The sequence below is a fragment of the Binatus sp. (SeqCode) genome, from assembly GCF_035272065.1.
Classification (GTDB): domain Bacteria; phylum Desulfobacterota; class Binatia; order Binatales; family Binataceae; genus Binatus.
This window is the reverse complement of the sequence record NZ_DATEQZ010000013.1, coordinates 26,392-44,049: the sequence shown is the minus strand read 5'-3', so window position 1 is coordinate 44,049 and position 17,658 is coordinate 26,392. Positions and strand designations below refer to the sequence as shown.

The following is a 17,658-nucleotide window of genomic DNA, read 5'->3' as shown; positions in this document are numbered from 1 at the left end:
CCCGCACCCTCGGCAGGGGTGACCCCTGCACCCGGTATTTACACAAAGAGAAGATGCGGCGCGCTTCGCGCGCCTGAGGAAGTTTTTTTGGGAAGAGGCGTCGAAGTATCTTGCCGCGGCTGGCGCGTGAACGCGAAGCGTTCCCGCGGCCAGACCCTTCACTGGGTGCAGGGGTCACCCCTGCCGGGGGTGCGGGGCGAGGAGCCCCGCGTACGATTAGTCGCCGTACATTGAATCGATCTGCTGCTGGAAGTGCGCTTGCACTACCTTGCGGCGGATTTTCAGTGACGGCGTCAGCTCGCCATTTTCCTGGGTGAAGGGTTGCGGGATGACGGTGAATGAGGCGACTGCTTCGACATCTGACAGTTGTTTGTTGATCTCGCGGATCCGGGTTTGCAGTAGAGTCTTCAGCTCGCGCGATTTTGCGAGCGCGTCGGCGTTCTTGGGGTCGAGGTTGTTCTCTTTGAGGAAATCGACGAGGTTTTCGTAGTCGGGGACTATCAGTGCCGACAGGTGTTTGCGGCGGTCGCCGATCACGCATGCCTGGCTGATGAATTTGTCGCCGACCAGCTTACCCTCGACGTATGCGGGCGAGACATTCTTGCCGCCCGACAGCACGATGATTTCTTTTTTGCGGTCGGTGATCGAGATGTATCCCTCAACGTCGATCTTTGCGATGTCGCCGGTATGGAGCCATCCGTTTTCGTCGATCGCTTCCTTCGTCTCGGCCTCGAGCTTGTAGTAGCCCTTCATTATGTTCGGCCCGCGCAGCAGCAACTCCCCGTCGGGGGCGGTTTCCACCTGGATGCGCTTCAATGGCAACCCCACCGTGCCGATTCGAGTCTTGCCGTTGTGCAGATTGCATGCGACGACGGGAGCCGCCTCGGTCAGGCCGTAGCCTTCGACGATTGGAACTTCGGCGGCGGACAGGAAGCGATTGATCTCAGTCGGCAGCGGCGCGCCGCCGGAAATCAGGTAGCGGATCCGGCTGCCGAAAATCGCGCGGACCCGGGCAAAGACCAGCCGCCTGAACAGCGCCATCGAGAGTGCCAGCAGGGGTGGCACCGGCTTCCCGCGATGCCGATATTCCGCTGCTTGCTCGCCCGCTGTAAGAGCCATTTTGAACAGCCGTTGACGCATCGGCGGCGAGGTCTCGACCGTGCGCATCACGCGGCTGTGTATCACTTCGAGCAGGCGCGGCACTGTGAGCACGACGGTCGGCTCGACCTCGGTGAGATTCGATGCGATCTGCCCGAGACTCTCGGCAAACGCGATGGTCCCTCCCGCCATCGCAACCGTGTAATAGCCCGCCGTCCGTTCGAACGAATGCGCGATCGGCAAATGCGACAGCGTCATGTCGGTGTCGTTGAGCAAAAGTGCGGCGAGCGCGTCCTCGCAGTTAGCCAGCAGGTTGCCGTGCGAGAGCATCACCCCTTTCGTCACGCCCGTAGTGCCAGACGTATAGATGATCGTCGCGAGGTCGTCGCCGCTCCCCTCGACGATGGCCGCGGGCGCGTCGCCGCTTACCGACGCCGCGCTCATGACTGCGGGCGTTCCGTTAGCGGCGGGCGCGGATTCCGCGCCACTGTGCATCGCGACAATTGCGGCGACGTCGGGAATCGAGGCGCTGAGGCCGAGAATTTTCTTGACCATCTCGGGACCGTTCGCCGCGATCACTTTCGCGCCCGAGTCGCTGATGACGTGCGCGGTCTCCTCGAGGCCGCTGGTCGTGTAGAGCGGTACGACGATCGCGCCGAGCCCGAGCACGGCCTGATCGACGACGATCCACTCGGGGCAATTGTCGGACATGATTGCGACGCGATCGCCGGGGCGCACGCCGAGGCCCAGTAGGCCGGCGCGCAGCTTGCCGGCAGCCTCGGAAACTTCGGTCCACGAGTGGTCAGTCCAGACCTTGTCGCGCTTGTCTTTCAGGAACGCGCGCGAACCGTACTTCTGCGCCTGCGCCTCGAAGTTTTGGGAAAGGGTCGCCACGCGATCAGGCATAACAAACCAAGACCTCCTATTCCTCAACTAGCCCTTGTAGCCCAAAGATTTGTTGCCGCCAATCGCGCGCCCGCGCCTGTTTGCCGCAGCCGCGCCTCTTGCTATCCTGCGACCGCGAAGCGCTTGAATTTGCTGCCGAAATGTGAGCGTCATGTCGGCGTTAGTTAAGCGCGGGTTGCGGCGGTGGACAAGGATTTTTCATTTCACTAATCGTGGCACTGACAGGCATAATCGCACCAAATTCATGAATCGGAAGGTGTCGGCACGTTGCATCGGCCGCCTTGATCGGCGCGGCGAACGCTCGTCCGGCATTGCACGTTGATAGCGCAGAGGTGACGCTTCGATGCTCGAGTACATGTATTTTCCGCACGACATCTCGACCTTCGGTCCGAAGATAGACCTTCTTTTCGAGATCATCTTCTGGCTGGTACTGGTCGTCTGGGTGGCGGTGATGATCGCGATGGTGACCTTCATGATTCGCTATCGCACCCGGCCCGGACGCAAGGCGGAGTATATCGAAGGCAATTCGCGCCTCGAGATCATATGGACCACGGCGACTGCGGTGATCTTGATCATCCTGGCATTTATGAGCCGCTCGACCTGGGCCGATATCAAGGAGCATGGGCCGCCGGGCGACGTGTTCTACCAGGTGAGTGGAAAGCAGTTCAACTGGGAAATCACTTACCCGGGGCCCGACGGCAAATTCGGCACCAAGGACGACCTCACGATCGAGAACGAGTTGCACGTGCCAGTGAACAAGGTGGTGCGGATCGATCTGACGTCGAAGGACGTCATCCACAGTTTTTACGTTCCGAATATGCGTCTGAGGCAGGACGCTGTTCCCGGCCGCATCATTCACGTCTGGTTCGAGGCGACCGAAACCGGGCAATACGAAATTCCGTGCTCGCAGCTGTGCGGCTTCGGGCATTCGGGGATGAAGGGCAACCTGACGGTGCAGTCGCAAGAGGATTTCGACAAGTGGCTCAAAGACCAGTATTCGCAAAACAAGTAAAGCCCGCATTCGCCGGCTACGTCGCACGGAGGAGCTAGTCGAAGATGAGCAGCACGGCAGCGGTTGCGGTACACGGCGCCCACGCGGAGCATCATGCGCTCGGCTTTTGGCGCACGTACATTTTTTCCGAAGATCACAAGATGATCGCGCGCCAGTTCCTGTTCCTGGCGCTGTTCATGATGTCGATCGGCGGCCTGATGGCGATGTTGATGCGGTGGGAACTCGCGTTTCCTGAAACCGCCGTTCCCGGATTTGCCTGGGTGCCCGAGCCTTTCATGTACGAAGGTGCGATCCCTCCCAACACCTACAACGCGATGTTCACGATGCACGCCACCATCATGATCTTCTTCGTGGTGATGCCGATCCTGGTCGGATGCTTCGGCAACTTCCTCATCCCGCTGATGATAGGCGCGCGCGACATGGCGTTCCCCAAGCTGAACATGCTGTCGTTCTGGGTCGGCGCGGTAGCGGGCGTGATCATGCTCTCCTCGTTCTTCGTAACCGGTGGACCTGCGGCCGCGGGCTGGACGTCGTACGCGCCGCTTAGCGCCGTGCCAATCTACACCGGCGTCGATTGGGGCCAGAATTTATGGTGCATCAGCATCATCGTGCTCGGCGCGTCGTCGCTGATGGGCTCGATCAACTACATCACGACGATCATCAACATGCGCACCAAGGGGATGTACTTCTTTCGCCTGCCGCTTGTGATCTGGTCGTTGTTCATCACGGCGATTCTGCTGCTGCTCGCGCTGCCGGTGCTGACGACGGCGCTCGCGCTCCTGTTGTTCGATCGCCTGGGCGGCACGCATTTCTTTCTGCCCGCGGGCGGTGGCGAGCCGCTGCTGTGGCAGCATCTGTTCTGGTTCTTCGGGCATCCCGAGGTCTACATCATGATCCTGCCCGCGATGGGGATCGCCTCCGACGTTATCGCGACCTTTTCGCGCAAGCCGATATTCGGATACCGCGCGATGGCGTATGCGATGATCGCGATCGCGGGCCTCTCCTGGATCGTGTGGGGCCATCACATGTTCGTGTCGGGGATGGATCCGCTGCTCGGCGGCAGTTTCATGATCACGACGATGATAATCGGAGTGCCATCAGCGATTAAGACGTTCAACTGGCTCGGCACCCTTTACAAGGGCAACATCCATTACACGGCGGCGATGGATAACGCGCTGGCGTTCGTCGCGATGTTCGTCATCGGCGGGCTGTCGGGAATCTGGATGGCGTGCACGCCCGTGGATATGTACATCCACGATACTTACTTCATCGTCGCGCATATTCATTACGTACTGTTCGGCGGCAGTCTGTTCGGCATCTTCGCGGGCGTTACCTATTGGTTCCCCAAGATGTTCGGCCGCATGATGAACGAGAGGCTCGGCAAGATTCATTTCTGGATCACGTTTGTCGCGTTCAACTGCACGTTCTTCCCGATGCACATCCTCGGGATGGCCGGACACATGCGCCGTATCTACAACCCGCAGCAGTACGATTTCCTGAAGCCGATCATTCCGATCAACGAATTTATTTCGATCAGCGCGTTCGTGCTTGGCGCCGCGCAGTTCCTGTTCCTCGCCAATATCATCTGGAGCGCCTACAAGGGCGCTAAGGCCACCGAGAATCCGTGGAACGCGAATACTCTGGAGTGGACGGCGCCGTCGCCGCCGCCACACGGCAACTGGTTGGGGCCGGTGCCCATCGTTTATCGTGGACCATACGAGTACAGCTCGCCTGAGGTCGCGGAGGACTTCCTGCCGCAATCGCAGTTGCTCGAACACTCGACGGCTGCGGCGGACTAGTCAGTCCAATAGCTAGTGATGAATCAGTCGCCAACTGAGGTTGAGAAAGCGCGCGGACTGCATCGCTTTGCGGTGCTGACGGCCGGCGCCACTTTTTGCCTCATCTTCGTCGGCGGACTCGTCACCTCGACCGGCTCCGCGCTCGCCGTTCCCGACTGGCCGCTGGCATTCGGCAAACTGATTCCAGCGTGGCAGGGCGGCATCCGCTTCGAATTTGGCCATCGCCTCGCCGCCGGAACCGTCGTTGTTCTCACGCTCGTGCTGATGGCGTGGGCGTGGCGCGCGGAGCCGCGGCAATGGGTCCGCAAGCTCGTTATGCTCGCGTTCGGACTGATCATCGTGCAGGCCGTCCTCGGCGGAATCACCGTACTGTTCGAATTGCCGCTGGCGATTGCGGTCACGCACGCCGCCACGGCGCAGGCGCTATTCTGCCTGATGGTGTCGATCGCGATCTTCACTAATCCGCACTGGGACACGACCCCACACGTCGACGATCCGCCGTCACGAATCCCGCTGCCGGCGCTCGCGGCAGCGACCACCGCTATCATCTATATGCAAATTCTCGTCGGCGCTCTGATGCGCCACATGAGCGCTGGGCTGGTGATCCCCGATTTTCCGCTTTCGTTCGGCTACCTGGTGCCGCCGTACTGGAACGAGTACATCGCGGTTAATTTTGCGCATCGATGCGGCGCCGTCGTCGTCACCGCGATGATTTTATGGACGGTCGCCCGTGTATTGCGAACGCATCGCGACGTTGTCGCCCTTCGCCGTCCCGCGCTCGGCCTGTTCCTGCTGCTGATCGTGCAGATTTGTCTCGGTGCGATCACAATCTGGAGCGGCCGCGCGGTGATCCCGACGACCAGCCACGTCGCGGTCGGCGCGGCGGTCCTGGCGACCAGCCTGACACTAACGCTCCGCGCATATCGCATTCTCGGTGTACCGAATCGCACGCATGCGATCGAGTCGCACACAGGTTCGCGCGTAGTCGAACGGCAGGTGACCGCGTGAGCAGCAAAGTCGCGATCGCCGAATCCGCGCTGACGCTGCCCCGTGGCCGCGTGAGCGATTACTTCGAGCTGACCAAGCCGCGCGTCGTGCTGATGGTGCTGGTCACGACGCTTGCCGGTTTCTATCTCGGCGGACGCACGGACTTCGATGTTACGCTCGCGCTGAATCTGCTGGCGGGTACTGCCCTTGCGGCAGGCGGGACGCTCGCGCTCAATCAGTACGTCGAGCGCGATATCGACGCGATCATGGAGCGCACGCGCCATCGCCCGCTGCCCGACGTGAGGATGCGCCCGGCCGAGGCGCTGACGTTTGGCGTGATTGCGACTGCGGCGGGCCTCATCTACTTGACGCTCGCGACGAACCTGCTCTGCGCCACGGTGACCGCCGCGATCACGATTGTTTACCTCGGCGTGTACACACCGCTGAAGCGCTACACCTGGATGTGCAACATCGTCGGCGCGATTCCCGGCGCTCTCCCTCCCGTGGCGGGATGGGCCGCAGCGCGCGGCGGGCTTGGCTGGGAGCCGATAGTACTGTTTGCGATCATGTTCTTGTGGCAGTTGCCGCACACGATGGCAGTTGCGCGGCTCTATCGCTCCGATTACGAACGCGCTGGCATCCACCTGCTTCCGCAAGACAATGCGCGCGGCGGAAATGCGTCGAATCCGATCGTCATCGCGGGAAGCCTCGGACTCATCGCCGTGGCAATCGTCCCGACCATGCTCGGTTTTGCCGGAATTCCGTACATGATAATCGCCGCCGCGCTTGGCGTCTGGATGTTGGCATTTGGAGTGGCGATGGTGCGTTCGCCCGGAAATTCCAAGGCGGCGCGACGATTGCTGCTCGCGTCGTTAGTTTATTTGCCCATAGTGTTGTTAGTACTCGTGCTGGATCGCGTGTGAGTATTCGAATGGCTACTCTGGTAACGCGCGAAGAGCGCAAAGAGGAAAACTGGCGGACGCTGAAAATACTAATCGGCGTGATGGTCTTCCTGGTAACAGTCTCAATCGTGACGATCATAGTGAAGCATCATTGATATGGCGCTTGGCGTGACAGCATCGACAGTGAAAGTTCGCCCGTTGGTGGCGCCAGTCCGCCGCGGCCGCTCGTCCGACTCCGGCGCGAGCGGCGATCAGCGCGAGCGTCCCTTCATCAGCAGCGGGATGCTCGCGATCATGATGCTGATCGCGTCGGAGATGATGCTCTTCAGCGGGCTCATCGGCTCATTCCTGATCTTTCGCCTGCAGGCCGCCTTCTGGCCGCCGCCCGCCCTGCCGCGCCTGCCGATCGCGGTTACCTGGGTGAACACTTTCGTGCTGCTGTCGAGCGCGCTCACGATGACACTCGCGCTGCGCGGGGTGCATCGCAGCCGCCAGCGCCTGACCCGCCGCTATCTGCTGGCAACGCTCGCGCTTGGAGTGACGTTTCTCGCCGTGCAGGGCAGCGAATGGGTGCGACTGGTCGCGCACGGCCTCAAGCTTTCCAGCGGTGCGTACGGCGGCACTTTTTATTTGCTGATCGGATGCCACGGCGCGCACGTGACCGCCGGCGTCATCTGGCTCGCGTGCGTCGCATGGCTCGCGATGGGCGGCAGGTACAACGCCCGTAACGCTCATGGGATTGAGCTATGCGCCGTGTACTGGTATTTCGTCTGCGCGGTGTGGCCGCTGCTGTTTGGACTGGTATATCTAATGTAGTTTGGCGCGTGGAGTGAAGGTGATGATTAAAGGTACAAAGCTCAAGGCTGCGGCGACGGCGATCGTAAGTGCGATTGTCGCGGCCGCTCCGCAACTCGCAAACGCGTGCGCGACCTGTGGGCTGTCGGAGGGCGATCACGCGTCCAACGCCTACAAGACCAGCGTGCTGTTCATGCTGATGTCGCCGTACGTCTCGTTCGCCGCAATCGGCGGCGTTACTTATTTCGTCTATCGCCGGTCGCAGCGTCAGGAACGGAAATCACCTACGAAGTAGTCATCTCAAATGAACACTGACTATAGCTATTTGCCCCGAAGAGGATGGTCGCGATGAGCGAGGCTGCTGCAGTAGATACTCACGATCACGGCGCGGTGCGTGATCAGCTGGAACCGTCGCTGACGCCGGGAAATCTCGGCAAGCTCGGGATGTGGACCTTCCTGGCCGGCGACGCGATGACCTTCGGCGCCGCCATCGCCGCGTACGGCGCGCTGCGCATCGGCAATCCCAACTGGCCGTCGCCTGCCGCATATCTCGGCATCACCACCACCGCGATCATGACGTTCATCCTGATCTGCTCGAGCGTCACGATGGTCGAGGCGCTCGGCGCCATCCAGACCGGCAAGATGACGAAGTATCGCAACTTCATGGCGCTAACCGTTCTGGGTGGCCTGACATTCCTTGGGATGCAGGCGTTCGAGTGGCACCACCTGATCGAATTAAAAGGGATGTCGATCAAGGTTGACCTGTTCGACGCGACCTTTTTCATCCTGACCGGCTTTCACGGCTGTCACGTCTTCGGCGGCGTCGTTTACAACAGCGTACTGCTGATTCGCGGCATCACGGGCAAGTTGACGCCGGCCAAAGCGAACCTGGTCGAGGTCGCCGGCCTGTACTGGCACTTCGTCGACCTGGTCTGGATCCTGATCTTCACGTTCATCTACTTGATTTAGGGAGCAGCTTTTCAACGACTACCGGCTGGAGATGAAATTCAAACCATGACGACGCAAGCTGCGATTTCAGGACACGAAGCCGAACATAGCGGGCCGAACTACATTGCGGTTTTTATCTACCTGGCGATTCTGACCGCGATCGAGCTGGGCGTTTATGCGATGGGACTGCCGCAAGTCGCCAAGGTCGGTCTGCTGGTCGCGCTGGCGTGGGCGAAAGCCGTGCTGGTGGCGATGTACTTCATGCATCTGGCGATGGAGCGGCGGGGGCTTGCGATCATCGCGATCACCCCGGTCCTACTCGTCACGTTTCTATGCTTCATGCTGCTGCCCGATCTCACGTCGCGGATGTGGACCAGGTTCGACCATCCCAGGCCGGTGACGAATGCCGCTGAGATGGGTGCGAATCCAGTCGCGCCGCCGCCGATGCAAACGCCGTAGTTTGGCGATCGATTGGATTCTTACCATTCGCTGGCTCCCCTCAACGCCTTCCTCAACGGATGCGCCACCGTCCTGCTGCTGGCAGGATTCATCTTCATCAAGAACGGCCGGGTGCGAGCGCATCGCGCATGCATGCTCAGCGCGGTTGGGTTCTCCGCCGTCTTCCTGACGTCGTACCTCGTCTATCACTACAACGTTGGCAACGTGCGCTTCAGCGGCCAAGGATGGGTCCGCTCGCTCTATTTCGCGATCCTGATCCCGCATGTAATCCTGGCCGGGGTGATCGTGCCGCTCGCGCTCACGACGATTGTGTTCGCGCTCCGCGGCAACTTCCCGCGCCACCGCCGAATCGCGCGATGGACCTGGCCGCTGTGGATGTACGTCTCGGTAACGGGCGTGATCGTTTACCTGATGTGCTACCAAATGTACACGCCGATCTATCCGATGCCGGCAACGGCGTACGCGCAGTCCGCCTCACGCTAAAAAACGGGGCGGTCAGCTTCCATGCGAACCGCCCCAGTCCTCAATTACTCTTCGGTGATACGAATCTGCGCTACGCCTTCGCGCTCGGACGGCTCGATACCGCCTGATGCCACCGCGCGAGGTTCTTCTGATTCTCCTGGATCTTGATTCCGGTAGTGCGCCCGAAATCGATTCCGATGAGCGCCGTGATGTCCGCGATCGTGTAGCGCGGTCCCGCGATGAATTCGCGATCCGCCAGCACCGTGTCGAGCCATTCCAGGCGTTTGACCGCGGCGTTTCGACAAATCTCGCCGTATTCCTTGACCTGCGGAATGCGCCCCTTGAAGAAATCGCTGGTGTTGCGGAACGCGCCCGCTGTATTCGACAATATTTCGAACTCCATCCGCCGGTTCCACATCTCGACGACGGCCTTGTCCTTCGCATCGACGCCCATCAGGCGCGGCTCGGGCTTGATCTCCTCGAAGTAGCGGCAAATCGCCACCGACTCCGCGATATAAGTGCCGTCGTCGAGTTCGAGCACCGGTACCCGGCCCATCGGATTCATTTTCAGGAACTCGGGTTTGGTATTGTCCGCGGTCGCGAGGTTGACCTGCACGAAGGGAACATTGTTGATGCCTTTTTCCGCGAGAAAGACGCGCACGCGGCGTGGATTCGGAGCCTGGGTGAATTCGTAAATTTTCATAGTGGTTGCAATTTAAAACTGTGCGACGCTCCCGTCAACCGTCAAGCCTTTGCGCTTGGACGACTCGATACTGACTCATACCATCGCGCAAGATTTTTGAGCGCAGGGTCCGCCGCGACGCCCGCCGCTTGCGCAGCGAAATCGACCGCGACCTCGGCGGTGATATCCGCGATTGTAAAGCGATCGGCCGCGATGAATGGCTTGTTGCCGATTTGCGCGTCGAGCCATTGAAGCTGCTGCGCCGCGGCCTCGCGCTGCGTCGCGCCATATTCCGGAAATTGTTTGATGCGCGCCTTGAACAGCTCATTCGTGTGCTGGAACGCGCGCCCGGCAGCGGCAAAAAGGCCCAACTCGATTCGCCGGTTCCACATCTCGATGACGGCTTGCTCGCGGCTGTTCTTGCCCACCATGTTGGGTTCCGGATGCAGCCCTTCAAGGTAGCGGCAGATCGCAACCGACTCGGCCAGGCAGCTGCCGTCGTCTAGTTCGACCACCGGCAGACCGCCCGCGGGATTCTTGGCGAGCATCTCGGGCGTGCGATTCTTGCCGGCAAAGATGTCGACCTGCTCGAGCGGGATCTTGAGTCCCTTTTCCGCTACGAAAATTCTGAGCCGTCGAGGATTAGGAGCGAAAGCGAAATCGTAAATCTTCATAGTAGTTGCAATTTAAAACTCATCAAAGTTCGGGTCAACCTACAAATTCTCTCGCTTTCATCGCGCGCGCGAACGTCAGTTGAGACGTTCGCGATGATAGGCGAGATAGATCGCGGTGCCGACCGAGCCGGTCAGCGAAAGGAACAGATACATCACTATGAAGCCCACCGTCGGAGGCGGCAGTTGGTGCAGCGACCAGAACATGACCATGTTCACTGGCACGTAGAACGCATAGACGATCGAGAGCGGCAGTACCCACGCCCGCATGTTCCAGATGCCGAAGGCGTAGATGAGAAGTACGATGCCGAAGATCGGGCCGAGCACGAGGTTGTGCGCGACGCCGTGGAATTTGTGCCCAAGGACCACCAGGCCACCGATCGCCGGATTGTTGGCGAATTGAAACGCCTTGGTGAAATCGGAAAGCGCGAGCAGGAGAAACAGCACCGTCATCACGGTAAGGAACCATCCACGCGGCGCGCGAGCGGATTGCGGCGTTTGATCTGCCATGCGCGGGAAGCTAGTCGCGTGCGCAATCAGATTCAAGCCGTGAAGCAAGAGATCTAGTGTCATTCTGAGCGAAGCGCGCAAGACAGGGGTGTCATCCAGAACGAAGCGAGCAACGCGAGCGCAGGGAAAGGATGACAGATCAGGCGCTCGCGCTGCTCCCTTCGATCAAGGGCTCCGAAAACAAACCGGCCGGAGCGTCGATGCTCCGGCCGTCTGGCTCCTCTCCCTGCAAGGGAGAGGATGAAGGTGAGGGTCCTTGTCCAGCGCGCATCTTTCGCGCGCGATTTAAGATTCTGCTTTCTGTGTTTGTTACCCCTTCAGGAATTTCCGGATCGCGCCGACCAGCGCCTCCTGCTGCTCGTACATCACCATGTGTCCCGCATTCTTGATCAACTCGAGCTTGCTGTTCTTGATCCGGCTCGTGAACTCCTTCGCGTAGGCCGGCGGAATCAGCTTGTCGTCGTCGCCCCACAGCAGCAGCGTCGGCGCCTGAATCCGGTACGCACGCTTCTTGAGGCCGCGGTCAGGAATCGGCCACAGGAATTTGCTGGCCGTCGCAAGCCGCTTCACCCGCTCGACGTAAATCGTTTCGAGCGCTTTGAAGTCGGTCGGGATCGCGGTCATCATTTGCGCCGCCCGCGAATTGGGATCGTGGAACAACAGCGGCGCGATCTCGGTGAGCTGCGCGGCGAAGAAGTCAGGGATCGGCACTTCGTCGATCCAGAAACCGGCCGGCGCTATCAGCACGAGCTTCCTGGCGCGATGCACGTCGAACGCCGCGACCTCAGCCGCAAGCATCCCGCCCATCGAATGGCCGACGATGTTGGCAGTCGGAATGCCGAGTTCATCCATCAGCTCGTGATAGAAGAGCACCGCGTCGGCGATATCATCGATATACTCGTTGCCGGTGGATTCGCCGTAGCCCGGGAATTGCGGTGCGTAGACTTTGAAATTCTTGCCGAGCTCCTCGAGGAACGGCTCGACCGGCATCAGGCCACCGGCGCCGTGCATGAACAGGAGCGGCTCGCCGCTCCCATACACCTGCATCTCGAGCGAGAACTTACCGTTTAGAAGTTTCTGAGTCGTGTTCATTTCGCGCTCCGGACCTCCGTCGAGGCCGCCGCGGCCGCGCGCGCCTTGCCGTTTACTTCGGTCTTCTGGAAATGGACGGGTGCCGGCATCGCGATCTCATTTTGCGGCATCCGCTTGGGCGACCATTTGTCCTCGAAGTTGCTCCACAGGTCGCGCATGTGCGGCATGACCTCGGTCGCGAATAGGTTGGTGCTCTTGCGGACTAGTTCCGGCGGCATCGAGCCAATCTGCATCAGCATCATCAAATGCCCGCAGTTGAGCGACTTCATCGCCTCGCGCAAACGCTCGCGCACCGTCTTGGGCGAGCCCGCGATCACGTAGCCCTGCTCGATGAAGTCCTTCCACTTGAGGCCTTCGCGCTGCAAGGCCGCCCGGTCGCCGACCTGGCCGAGGATTCCGGCCTTGATCGTCCTCACCGTGCGGTAGCCCGGAGCGTCGGCGAAGCCGTTATAGACGTGCAGGCATCGGTTGTAGAAGTAATCCATGTGCGGAGCGTAGTCCTTCTCCGCCTGCTCATCGGTCTCGGAAACCGCGACGACCTGCGCGAAGCCGAGGCTGTAGGGATTCAGCTCCTTCTTTTTCTTCGCCATCACTTCCCAATAGCCGTCGGCGACCTTTTTGCCTGCGATGTACCCGAAGTAGGAAAGGAAGCTGTACTGGTAATCGTGGTCGGCGCAGAAGTCGTAGGTCTCGACCGAGCCGCCGCCGGGAATCCAGATCGGAGGATGCGGCTGCTGGATCGGCTTTGGCCACAGGTTGACGTAACGCAGCTTGGTGTACTTGCCGTTGAACGAGAACACGTCCTTCTCTTTCCACGCCTTGATGATCAGGTCGTGAGCCTCGTAGTACTTCTCGCGGATCGTCGCGGGAATTTCGCCGTAGCAGAAGTTGGTATCCATCGAGGTGCCGACCGGGAAGCCCGCGACCAGGCGCCCGCCCGAGATCACGTCGAGCATCGCGGATTCCTCGGCGACGCGAATCGGCGGATTGTAGAGCGCGATCGAGTTGCCGAGCACGACCAGGCTGGCATTGCGCGTCCGTCGGCTGAGCGCCGCCGCCATAATATTCGGCGACGGCATCAGGCCGTACGCATTCTGATGATGCTCGTTGACGCCCAGCCCGTCGAAGCCCATCGCGTCTGCGTATTCGAGCTGATCGAGGTAGTCATTGTAGAGCCGGTGCCCTACTTTCGGATCGTACAAGTCGCGCGGGATATCGACCCACACGCTGCGATACTTCTCCTTGAAATCCGCGGGCAGGAACCGATACGGCATCAGATGGAACCAGGTAAACTTCATAAATCGTTCTCCTTTTGCGATCGTTACTCGTCTCTCGCCGCGGCCTTTACGCCGACGGATGGACGTCGACCTCTCCTAAATTTGATTCCCCGCTAGTCCGTGCGCGCGATCTGCGATCCGCGCTCTTCTCCTCTCCCTGTAAGGGAGAGGATGAAGGTGAGGGTCCTTGTGCAGCGCGGGATTTAGTTCCCGCGCGATTTAAGATTCTGCTTCTGCTCGCTTTTCTTCGCACACCTAGCTGCGAAGCGGCCAGATGCGACTCGAGCGCCTCGTCGAGAAAATGCTCGGGGTTGAGCCCGGTGACGTCGCGAAAAAAATTGCCGCCGCCCATCAGCATGAACGCGCCGTTCATGCTGGCCCAGACGACCGCGGCGGTCTTCTTGGGCCCCATCGAGTTGGCGATAACGCCGCCTTCAAACGCGCGCCTGATCGTGCCTTCCCACAGTCCAAAAATTTCGTGGCTCAATTCCATCACGCGCTGAAAATTGCGCAGCTCGGATTGCCGCTTGAGCCGTTTGTGCAGCTGCGCGTAAACCACCGAATGCTGCGACAAAAAGATCTCGCGCGATTCGCGCAGATAGTCCAGGTAGGCGGACGCGATCGCCTTCAGCTCGCCGAGCGGTTCGAGCCGGCGCGCGAAAATCTCAAGGTAGCGGCCGCGAAGCTGCGCGGCGCGGTCGGCGATAAGATTCAGGTAAAGATCGTCGCGCGAAGAGTAGTAAAGGTAGATCGTGCCGACTGCCACTTCGGCCTCGCGCGCAACCATCTCGATAGTCGCGCCTTCCAGCCCATGCTTGGCGAAAACTTTGGCGGCCGCAGTCAGGATAGCCTGCCCCCGCGCCTGCCGCTCGCGCCGATGCCGTTCCTGAACGCTCATCTACCCGCGCAGCACCTGAATGAATGCAGATTCATATTATGAATTATGAACTCAAGCTCATAGCGTGATCGCGGGCGAACTGTCAAACGGCGCCGAGGGGAAGGGTAAATCACTCAATTGAATGCGAAACCCGCCGTGGGTTTCAGCAGGGGTGACCACTCTTAGTATCAGGAGAGAGTAGATGCGGCCTTGCCGCCTGTTAGAATTCCTTCCGTGTCATTCTAGAGCGAAGCCAAGAATCCCGGCTCCTTCCTGGCCTCTGCCAAGGAGAGGCCGCGCACCCGGCGCGGTGACGGAGACTTCAGCGCGCATCTTCCACGCGCGATTTACGATACCCCCTAATGCTCTCCTTCCGTCATCCCGAGAGGAGGTTGCCGGAGTCGAGGGACCTCGGATCTCTTTCCCTGCGCTGAGTCCTATTTTCCTCGCTCTGCACTCACGGACCCCAGATTTGGCGCCGCGCACCCTCGGCGGCCAAGGTGTAAAGTATGTGCTTGAGCCCATCGGATAGGAACTTCCTGCCTCCCTTTAAGGTGACCCGTTTAAACCGTGCGATCGCAACCGGAGTGCCGGGGCCTTCTCTAAACAGACTTGGAACGCTTTCGACGAGAGCGTTTCGCTCAGCGTCAGAGAGTTCAACGGTCTCTAACGCGAGCTTGCGAGTCTCATCGATCGCTAGTCGAGTCCACGGATAAGCCACACCACAGTTCCCACAGTATGGCTTAAGGTAGTTTTGCTTCGACATAGCAATTAGGGGCATTGCACCCGGAATCGGTGCTTTGCAGGAATCACACTGATTTGTTGCCGCACTCCCGCAAATCTCGCAAAAATTCGTGTTGAACTGTGGTCGAGAGCGGAAGCTCGGATTGATCACATGGCCAGCTGTGCAGATCAGCGCGACATCCCGCCGCTCATCCCGTTCGTTTTCATCCATCCAACTGGTCATCAGATCTCTCCTCCCCTCTCGCGGAGATACTCGAGAGAAAACCGATTACTCTCAGCCCTCAGAAACCGGCAATCAACACGAGATCAGACCAGTGCGGAACGGTGTGATCCGCGGCTATGACCGGACTCCTCGCGGATCTCTCGCAACACATCGATCACACCTGGTACTTTGTCGATGAGGCGCAAAAGATCGTCCGCTTGCTTAGTCTGAAGGACCCGCCCGGTCTCCCAGCGCGTAACGACTTTCGAGCCAAGGCTCAGCAAGGCTTCTAATCGCTCCTGCGAGAGACCATATTTCCGTCTAATCTCAACAATTCTCTCAGGACCGAGTAAACCCAACTGCTCGCGAACCACGACACGAACCGCCTTGCCTACATGTTTTGCCTGCTCTGGTGTGAAGAACTTTTCGCCGCACTGACTGCAGCTATACATCTCAACGGAGGGGAGGACCACCAAAGTTTGATTATAGCTCGCCCGGAAGCTCTCAGAGACCTTCCCTGCTGATTCCGACGAACACACCTCACAAACAATATTATTCTTCACCATCATGATTAATTGGAATACAATTACCTTGAATCTAGGCGCCGCCGGGGCAAAAGCAGCCCCGTGCGGCGGCGTCATAGATTGGTTCGTTCAGGGGCTCGTGTCCTCTTTGAAGGAGATGATTACCGCCTTTCCCCGAGCATTTATCTGAACCTTCAGGTAAACCCTCTTGCCACGAAACCACAAACGGTAGACATCCTGCCACAGACCTGAGACCTTCTCCGCCGGCATCGTTTTGTAGAAATGCGAATCCCTCAACTCTTGGCAAACACAATCGACCACATCTTCGGCCGAGAGGCTCATTTGAAGAGCGCCCTGCAATCCACTGATCGTTAGAATGTACTTTCCATCGCTCAAACTCGACTTTATCTCTTCGAGCGAATACGTGGGACTCATCTGAGATCCCTACCGAGTGAAACCCGGGCAAAAGTCTGCTGTAAGAAAAAGTAAGCGTTTCTGCATAAATTGTGTCACTCCCTGATTTCATTGGTAGCACCATGCTACAAAGGCGTAGGTTAGCACGATGCTACCATCGCATCAACCATTCGGAAGTTCAGGGATGAACTGTTCAGCCTGACCCTTTCGCGCCCGGCGTGCTACACCTAACGGTATGGACAACACTCAAGACACTCCATACTGCCCAGCCCTCGCCCGCAACCGAACTGCCCGCGCTTTCACCGCGCCGGCTCGCCGCGCCGAGAAAACACAAAAATTACGGAACGAAGCTACCGATGGGGTCATTACCGCGATGGGGCACAACAGGTGGTATGAATTGCTCCTTCCCGGCCAATCGACCTTTGGAATCGACCGCTCTTATCGCTTATCGATTGGCGCTTCGGCCCACGACTGCTGCGTCATTATGAAGGGGTCCGGCGAAACGCTTATCTCGCCGCGGAACGGCCAATCCAGAGCTATGATCATCACGATTCGAGCGTTGCGGCAAGCGTGGCGGTCATCGCCAGGTGCATGCCAAAGTTTTCGTAGCCGAAGAGATAGGTATAGGCGGTCGTTATCGCCGCGCCGAAAAATACGATCGCCCAGATGACGCCCGGGATGTGCCCCTGCACCGCCGACAGCCGCGCGCTGCGAGCGTTGTAAAGCAGGTTCCATGTTTTGAGCAACTCGGCCTCGATTACCGCTTCGCCCTGGGTCTGCGGGTGGATCGTGGCGATCGCGGTGGCGAGGTCACGCAGCGGCTTCCATCCCTGGTCGGGTGTCACTCCCGTCCTCTGGATCGGCCATTCGACGTCGACGACGACGCTGACGTACTTCGCCAACGCGTCGCGAATCTCCTGTCCCTTCGCGTCAGGCAAGCCCGCGGTATCGAGATACATCCCGCCGGCGTAGTCCGATTCGTTCTCGACGATGTCAGACGCCCGGCTGAAAGATTCCCACGTGGCGATCGCGATGAATGCCAGCAGAACTGCGTACAGCACGCCGACGATTGCAAAGGTGAACCCGGCCAGATCGTTGTGAGCCCGGCGCAACTTGACGTGGACCAATCGATGAAAGATCAGCAGGCCGCCGCATGCCGCCGCGATAAAGATCGCGATCAGGATGGTGCCCCAGAGCCAGGTTGGATTGTTATAAATCCAGTTGACGATCATGCACTGAATTAGAGCATCGAGTGAGCGAGGTTGTCATCACCCTCATTCAACTACGGCGCGCCATT

Annotated in this window: 21 protein-coding genes; 10 read left to right on the top strand and 11 right to left on the bottom strand. The window is 59.4% G+C overall.

Going from position 1 to position 17,658, the window contains the following annotated elements; genetic code table 11:
- Positions 1–216: 216 nt before the first annotated feature.
- Positions 217–2,004 (bottom strand): AMP-dependent synthetase/ligase, encoded by a 1,788-nt coding sequence (locus VJX68_RS01890; protein ID WP_324093946.1) that lies wholly within the window; start codon positions 2,002–2,004, stop codon positions 217–219.
- A gap of 343 nt (positions 2,005–2,347) precedes the next feature.
- On the opposite strand from VJX68_RS01890, the gene coxB reads away from it, so the two are divergent.
- The 10 genes from coxB to VJX68_RS01840 are packed head-to-tail and all read left to right on the top strand — an operon-like array spanning position 2,348 to position 9,389.
- The gene (gene coxB / locus VJX68_RS01885; protein WP_324093945.1) at positions 2,348–3,016 is read left to right on the top strand and encodes a cytochrome c oxidase subunit II; all 669 of its coding nucleotides are present in this window, start codon (positions 2,348–2,350) and stop codon (positions 3,014–3,016) included.
- Between the two features lie 44 nt (positions 3,017–3,060).
- Positions 3,061–4,815 carry a cytochrome c oxidase subunit I gene (locus VJX68_RS01880; protein WP_324093944.1) on the top strand — a complete coding sequence of 585 codons (1,755 nt, stop codon included), beginning with the start codon at positions 3,061–3,063 and terminating at the stop codon, positions 4,813–4,815.
- Positions 4,816–4,833: 18 nt separating this feature from the next.
- Positions 4,834–5,823, top strand: coding sequence for a COX15/CtaA family protein (locus VJX68_RS01875; protein ID WP_324093943.1), 990 nt, complete (start codon positions 4,834–4,836; stop codon positions 5,821–5,823).
- Positions 5,820–6,725, top strand: coding sequence for a heme o synthase (cyoE, locus tag VJX68_RS01870; protein ID WP_324093942.1), 906 nt, complete (start codon positions 5,820–5,822; stop codon positions 6,723–6,725). The genes VJX68_RS01875 and cyoE overlap by 4 nt, the downstream gene beginning before the upstream one ends.
- A gap of 8 nt (positions 6,726–6,733) precedes the next feature.
- Positions 6,734–6,859, top strand: a complete 126-nt coding sequence (locus VJX68_RS01865; protein ID WP_324093941.1) for a hypothetical protein — start codon at positions 6,734–6,736, stop codon at positions 6,857–6,859.
- A gap of 13 nt (positions 6,860–6,872) precedes the next feature.
- Positions 6,873–7,520 (top strand): cytochrome c oxidase subunit 3, encoded by a 648-nt coding sequence (locus VJX68_RS01860; protein WP_324093940.1) that lies wholly within the window; start codon positions 6,873–6,875, stop codon positions 7,518–7,520.
- A gap of 22 nt (positions 7,521–7,542) precedes the next feature.
- Positions 7,543–7,794 carry a hypothetical protein gene (locus VJX68_RS01855; RefSeq protein WP_324093939.1) on the top strand — a complete coding sequence of 84 codons (252 nt, stop codon included), beginning with the start codon at positions 7,543–7,545 and terminating at the stop codon, positions 7,792–7,794.
- Between the two features lie 53 nt (positions 7,795–7,847).
- The gene (locus VJX68_RS01850) at positions 7,848–8,468 is read left to right on the top strand and encodes a cytochrome c oxidase subunit 3 (protein ID WP_324093938.1); all 621 of its coding nucleotides are present in this window, start codon (positions 7,848–7,850) and stop codon (positions 8,466–8,468) included.
- 45 nt (positions 8,469–8,513) lie between these two features.
- Positions 8,514–8,906 carry a cytochrome C oxidase subunit IV family protein gene (locus tag VJX68_RS01845; protein WP_324093937.1) on the top strand — a complete coding sequence of 131 codons (393 nt, stop codon included), beginning with the start codon at positions 8,514–8,516 and terminating at the stop codon, positions 8,904–8,906.
- Positions 8,907–8,918: 12 nt separating this feature from the next.
- A complete protein-coding gene (locus VJX68_RS01840; protein ID WP_324093936.1) occupies positions 8,919–9,389 on the top strand; it encodes a DUF420 domain-containing protein in 471 nt (156 codons plus the stop codon).
- Positions 9,390–9,459: 70 nt separating this feature from the next.
- Here VJX68_RS01840 and VJX68_RS01835 read toward each other — a convergent pair whose 3' ends face one another.
- From VJX68_RS01835 to VJX68_RS01800, 10 genes are all read right to left on the bottom strand, one after another.
- Positions 9,460–10,071 carry a glutathione S-transferase family protein gene (locus VJX68_RS01835; RefSeq protein ID WP_324093935.1) on the bottom strand — a complete coding sequence of 204 codons (612 nt, stop codon included), beginning with the start codon at positions 10,069–10,071 and terminating at the stop codon, positions 9,460–9,462.
- 41 nt (positions 10,072–10,112) lie between these two features.
- Complete coding sequence (locus VJX68_RS01830) at positions 10,113–10,724, bottom strand: glutathione S-transferase family protein (protein WP_324093934.1); 612 nt, start codon at positions 10,722–10,724, stop codon at positions 10,113–10,115.
- Positions 10,725–10,799: 75 nt separating this feature from the next.
- Entirely contained in the window at positions 10,800–11,231 is a 432-nt protein-coding gene (locus VJX68_RS01825; protein WP_324093933.1) for a hypothetical protein, read from the bottom strand.
- Between the two features lie 309 nt (positions 11,232–11,540).
- Entirely contained in the window at positions 11,541–12,323 is a 783-nt protein-coding gene (locus tag VJX68_RS01820) for an alpha/beta fold hydrolase (RefSeq protein WP_324093932.1), read from the bottom strand.
- Positions 12,320–13,621, bottom strand: a complete 1,302-nt coding sequence (locus tag VJX68_RS01815; protein WP_324093931.1) for an LLM class flavin-dependent oxidoreductase — start codon at positions 13,619–13,621, stop codon at positions 12,320–12,322. The genes VJX68_RS01820 and VJX68_RS01815 overlap by 4 nt, the downstream gene beginning before the upstream one ends.
- Positions 13,622–13,667: 46 nt before the next feature.
- Entirely contained in the window at positions 13,668–14,498 is an 831-nt protein-coding gene (locus VJX68_RS01810) for a TetR/AcrR family transcriptional regulator (protein ID WP_324093930.1), read from the bottom strand.
- Positions 14,499–14,934: 436 nt separating this feature from the next.
- A complete protein-coding gene (locus VJX68_RS19255) occupies positions 14,935–15,432 on the bottom strand; it encodes a DUF2321 domain-containing protein (RefSeq protein ID WP_414643446.1) in 498 nt (165 codons plus the stop codon).
- Positions 15,433–15,527: 95 nt separating this feature from the next.
- Complete coding sequence (locus tag VJX68_RS01805) at positions 15,528–16,064, bottom strand: type II TA system antitoxin MqsA family protein (protein WP_324093929.1); 537 nt, start codon at positions 16,062–16,064, stop codon at positions 15,528–15,530.
- Positions 16,065–16,076: 12 nt separating this feature from the next.
- Positions 16,077–16,382 (bottom strand): type II toxin-antitoxin system MqsR family toxin, encoded by a 306-nt coding sequence (locus tag VJX68_RS19250; RefSeq protein ID WP_414643445.1) that lies wholly within the window; start codon positions 16,380–16,382, stop codon positions 16,077–16,079.
- A gap of 524 nt (positions 16,383–16,906) precedes the next feature.
- Positions 16,907–17,593 (bottom strand): bestrophin-like domain, encoded by a 687-nt coding sequence (locus VJX68_RS01800; RefSeq protein WP_324093928.1) that lies wholly within the window; start codon positions 17,591–17,593, stop codon positions 16,907–16,909.
- Positions 17,594–17,658 lie beyond the last annotated feature (65 nt).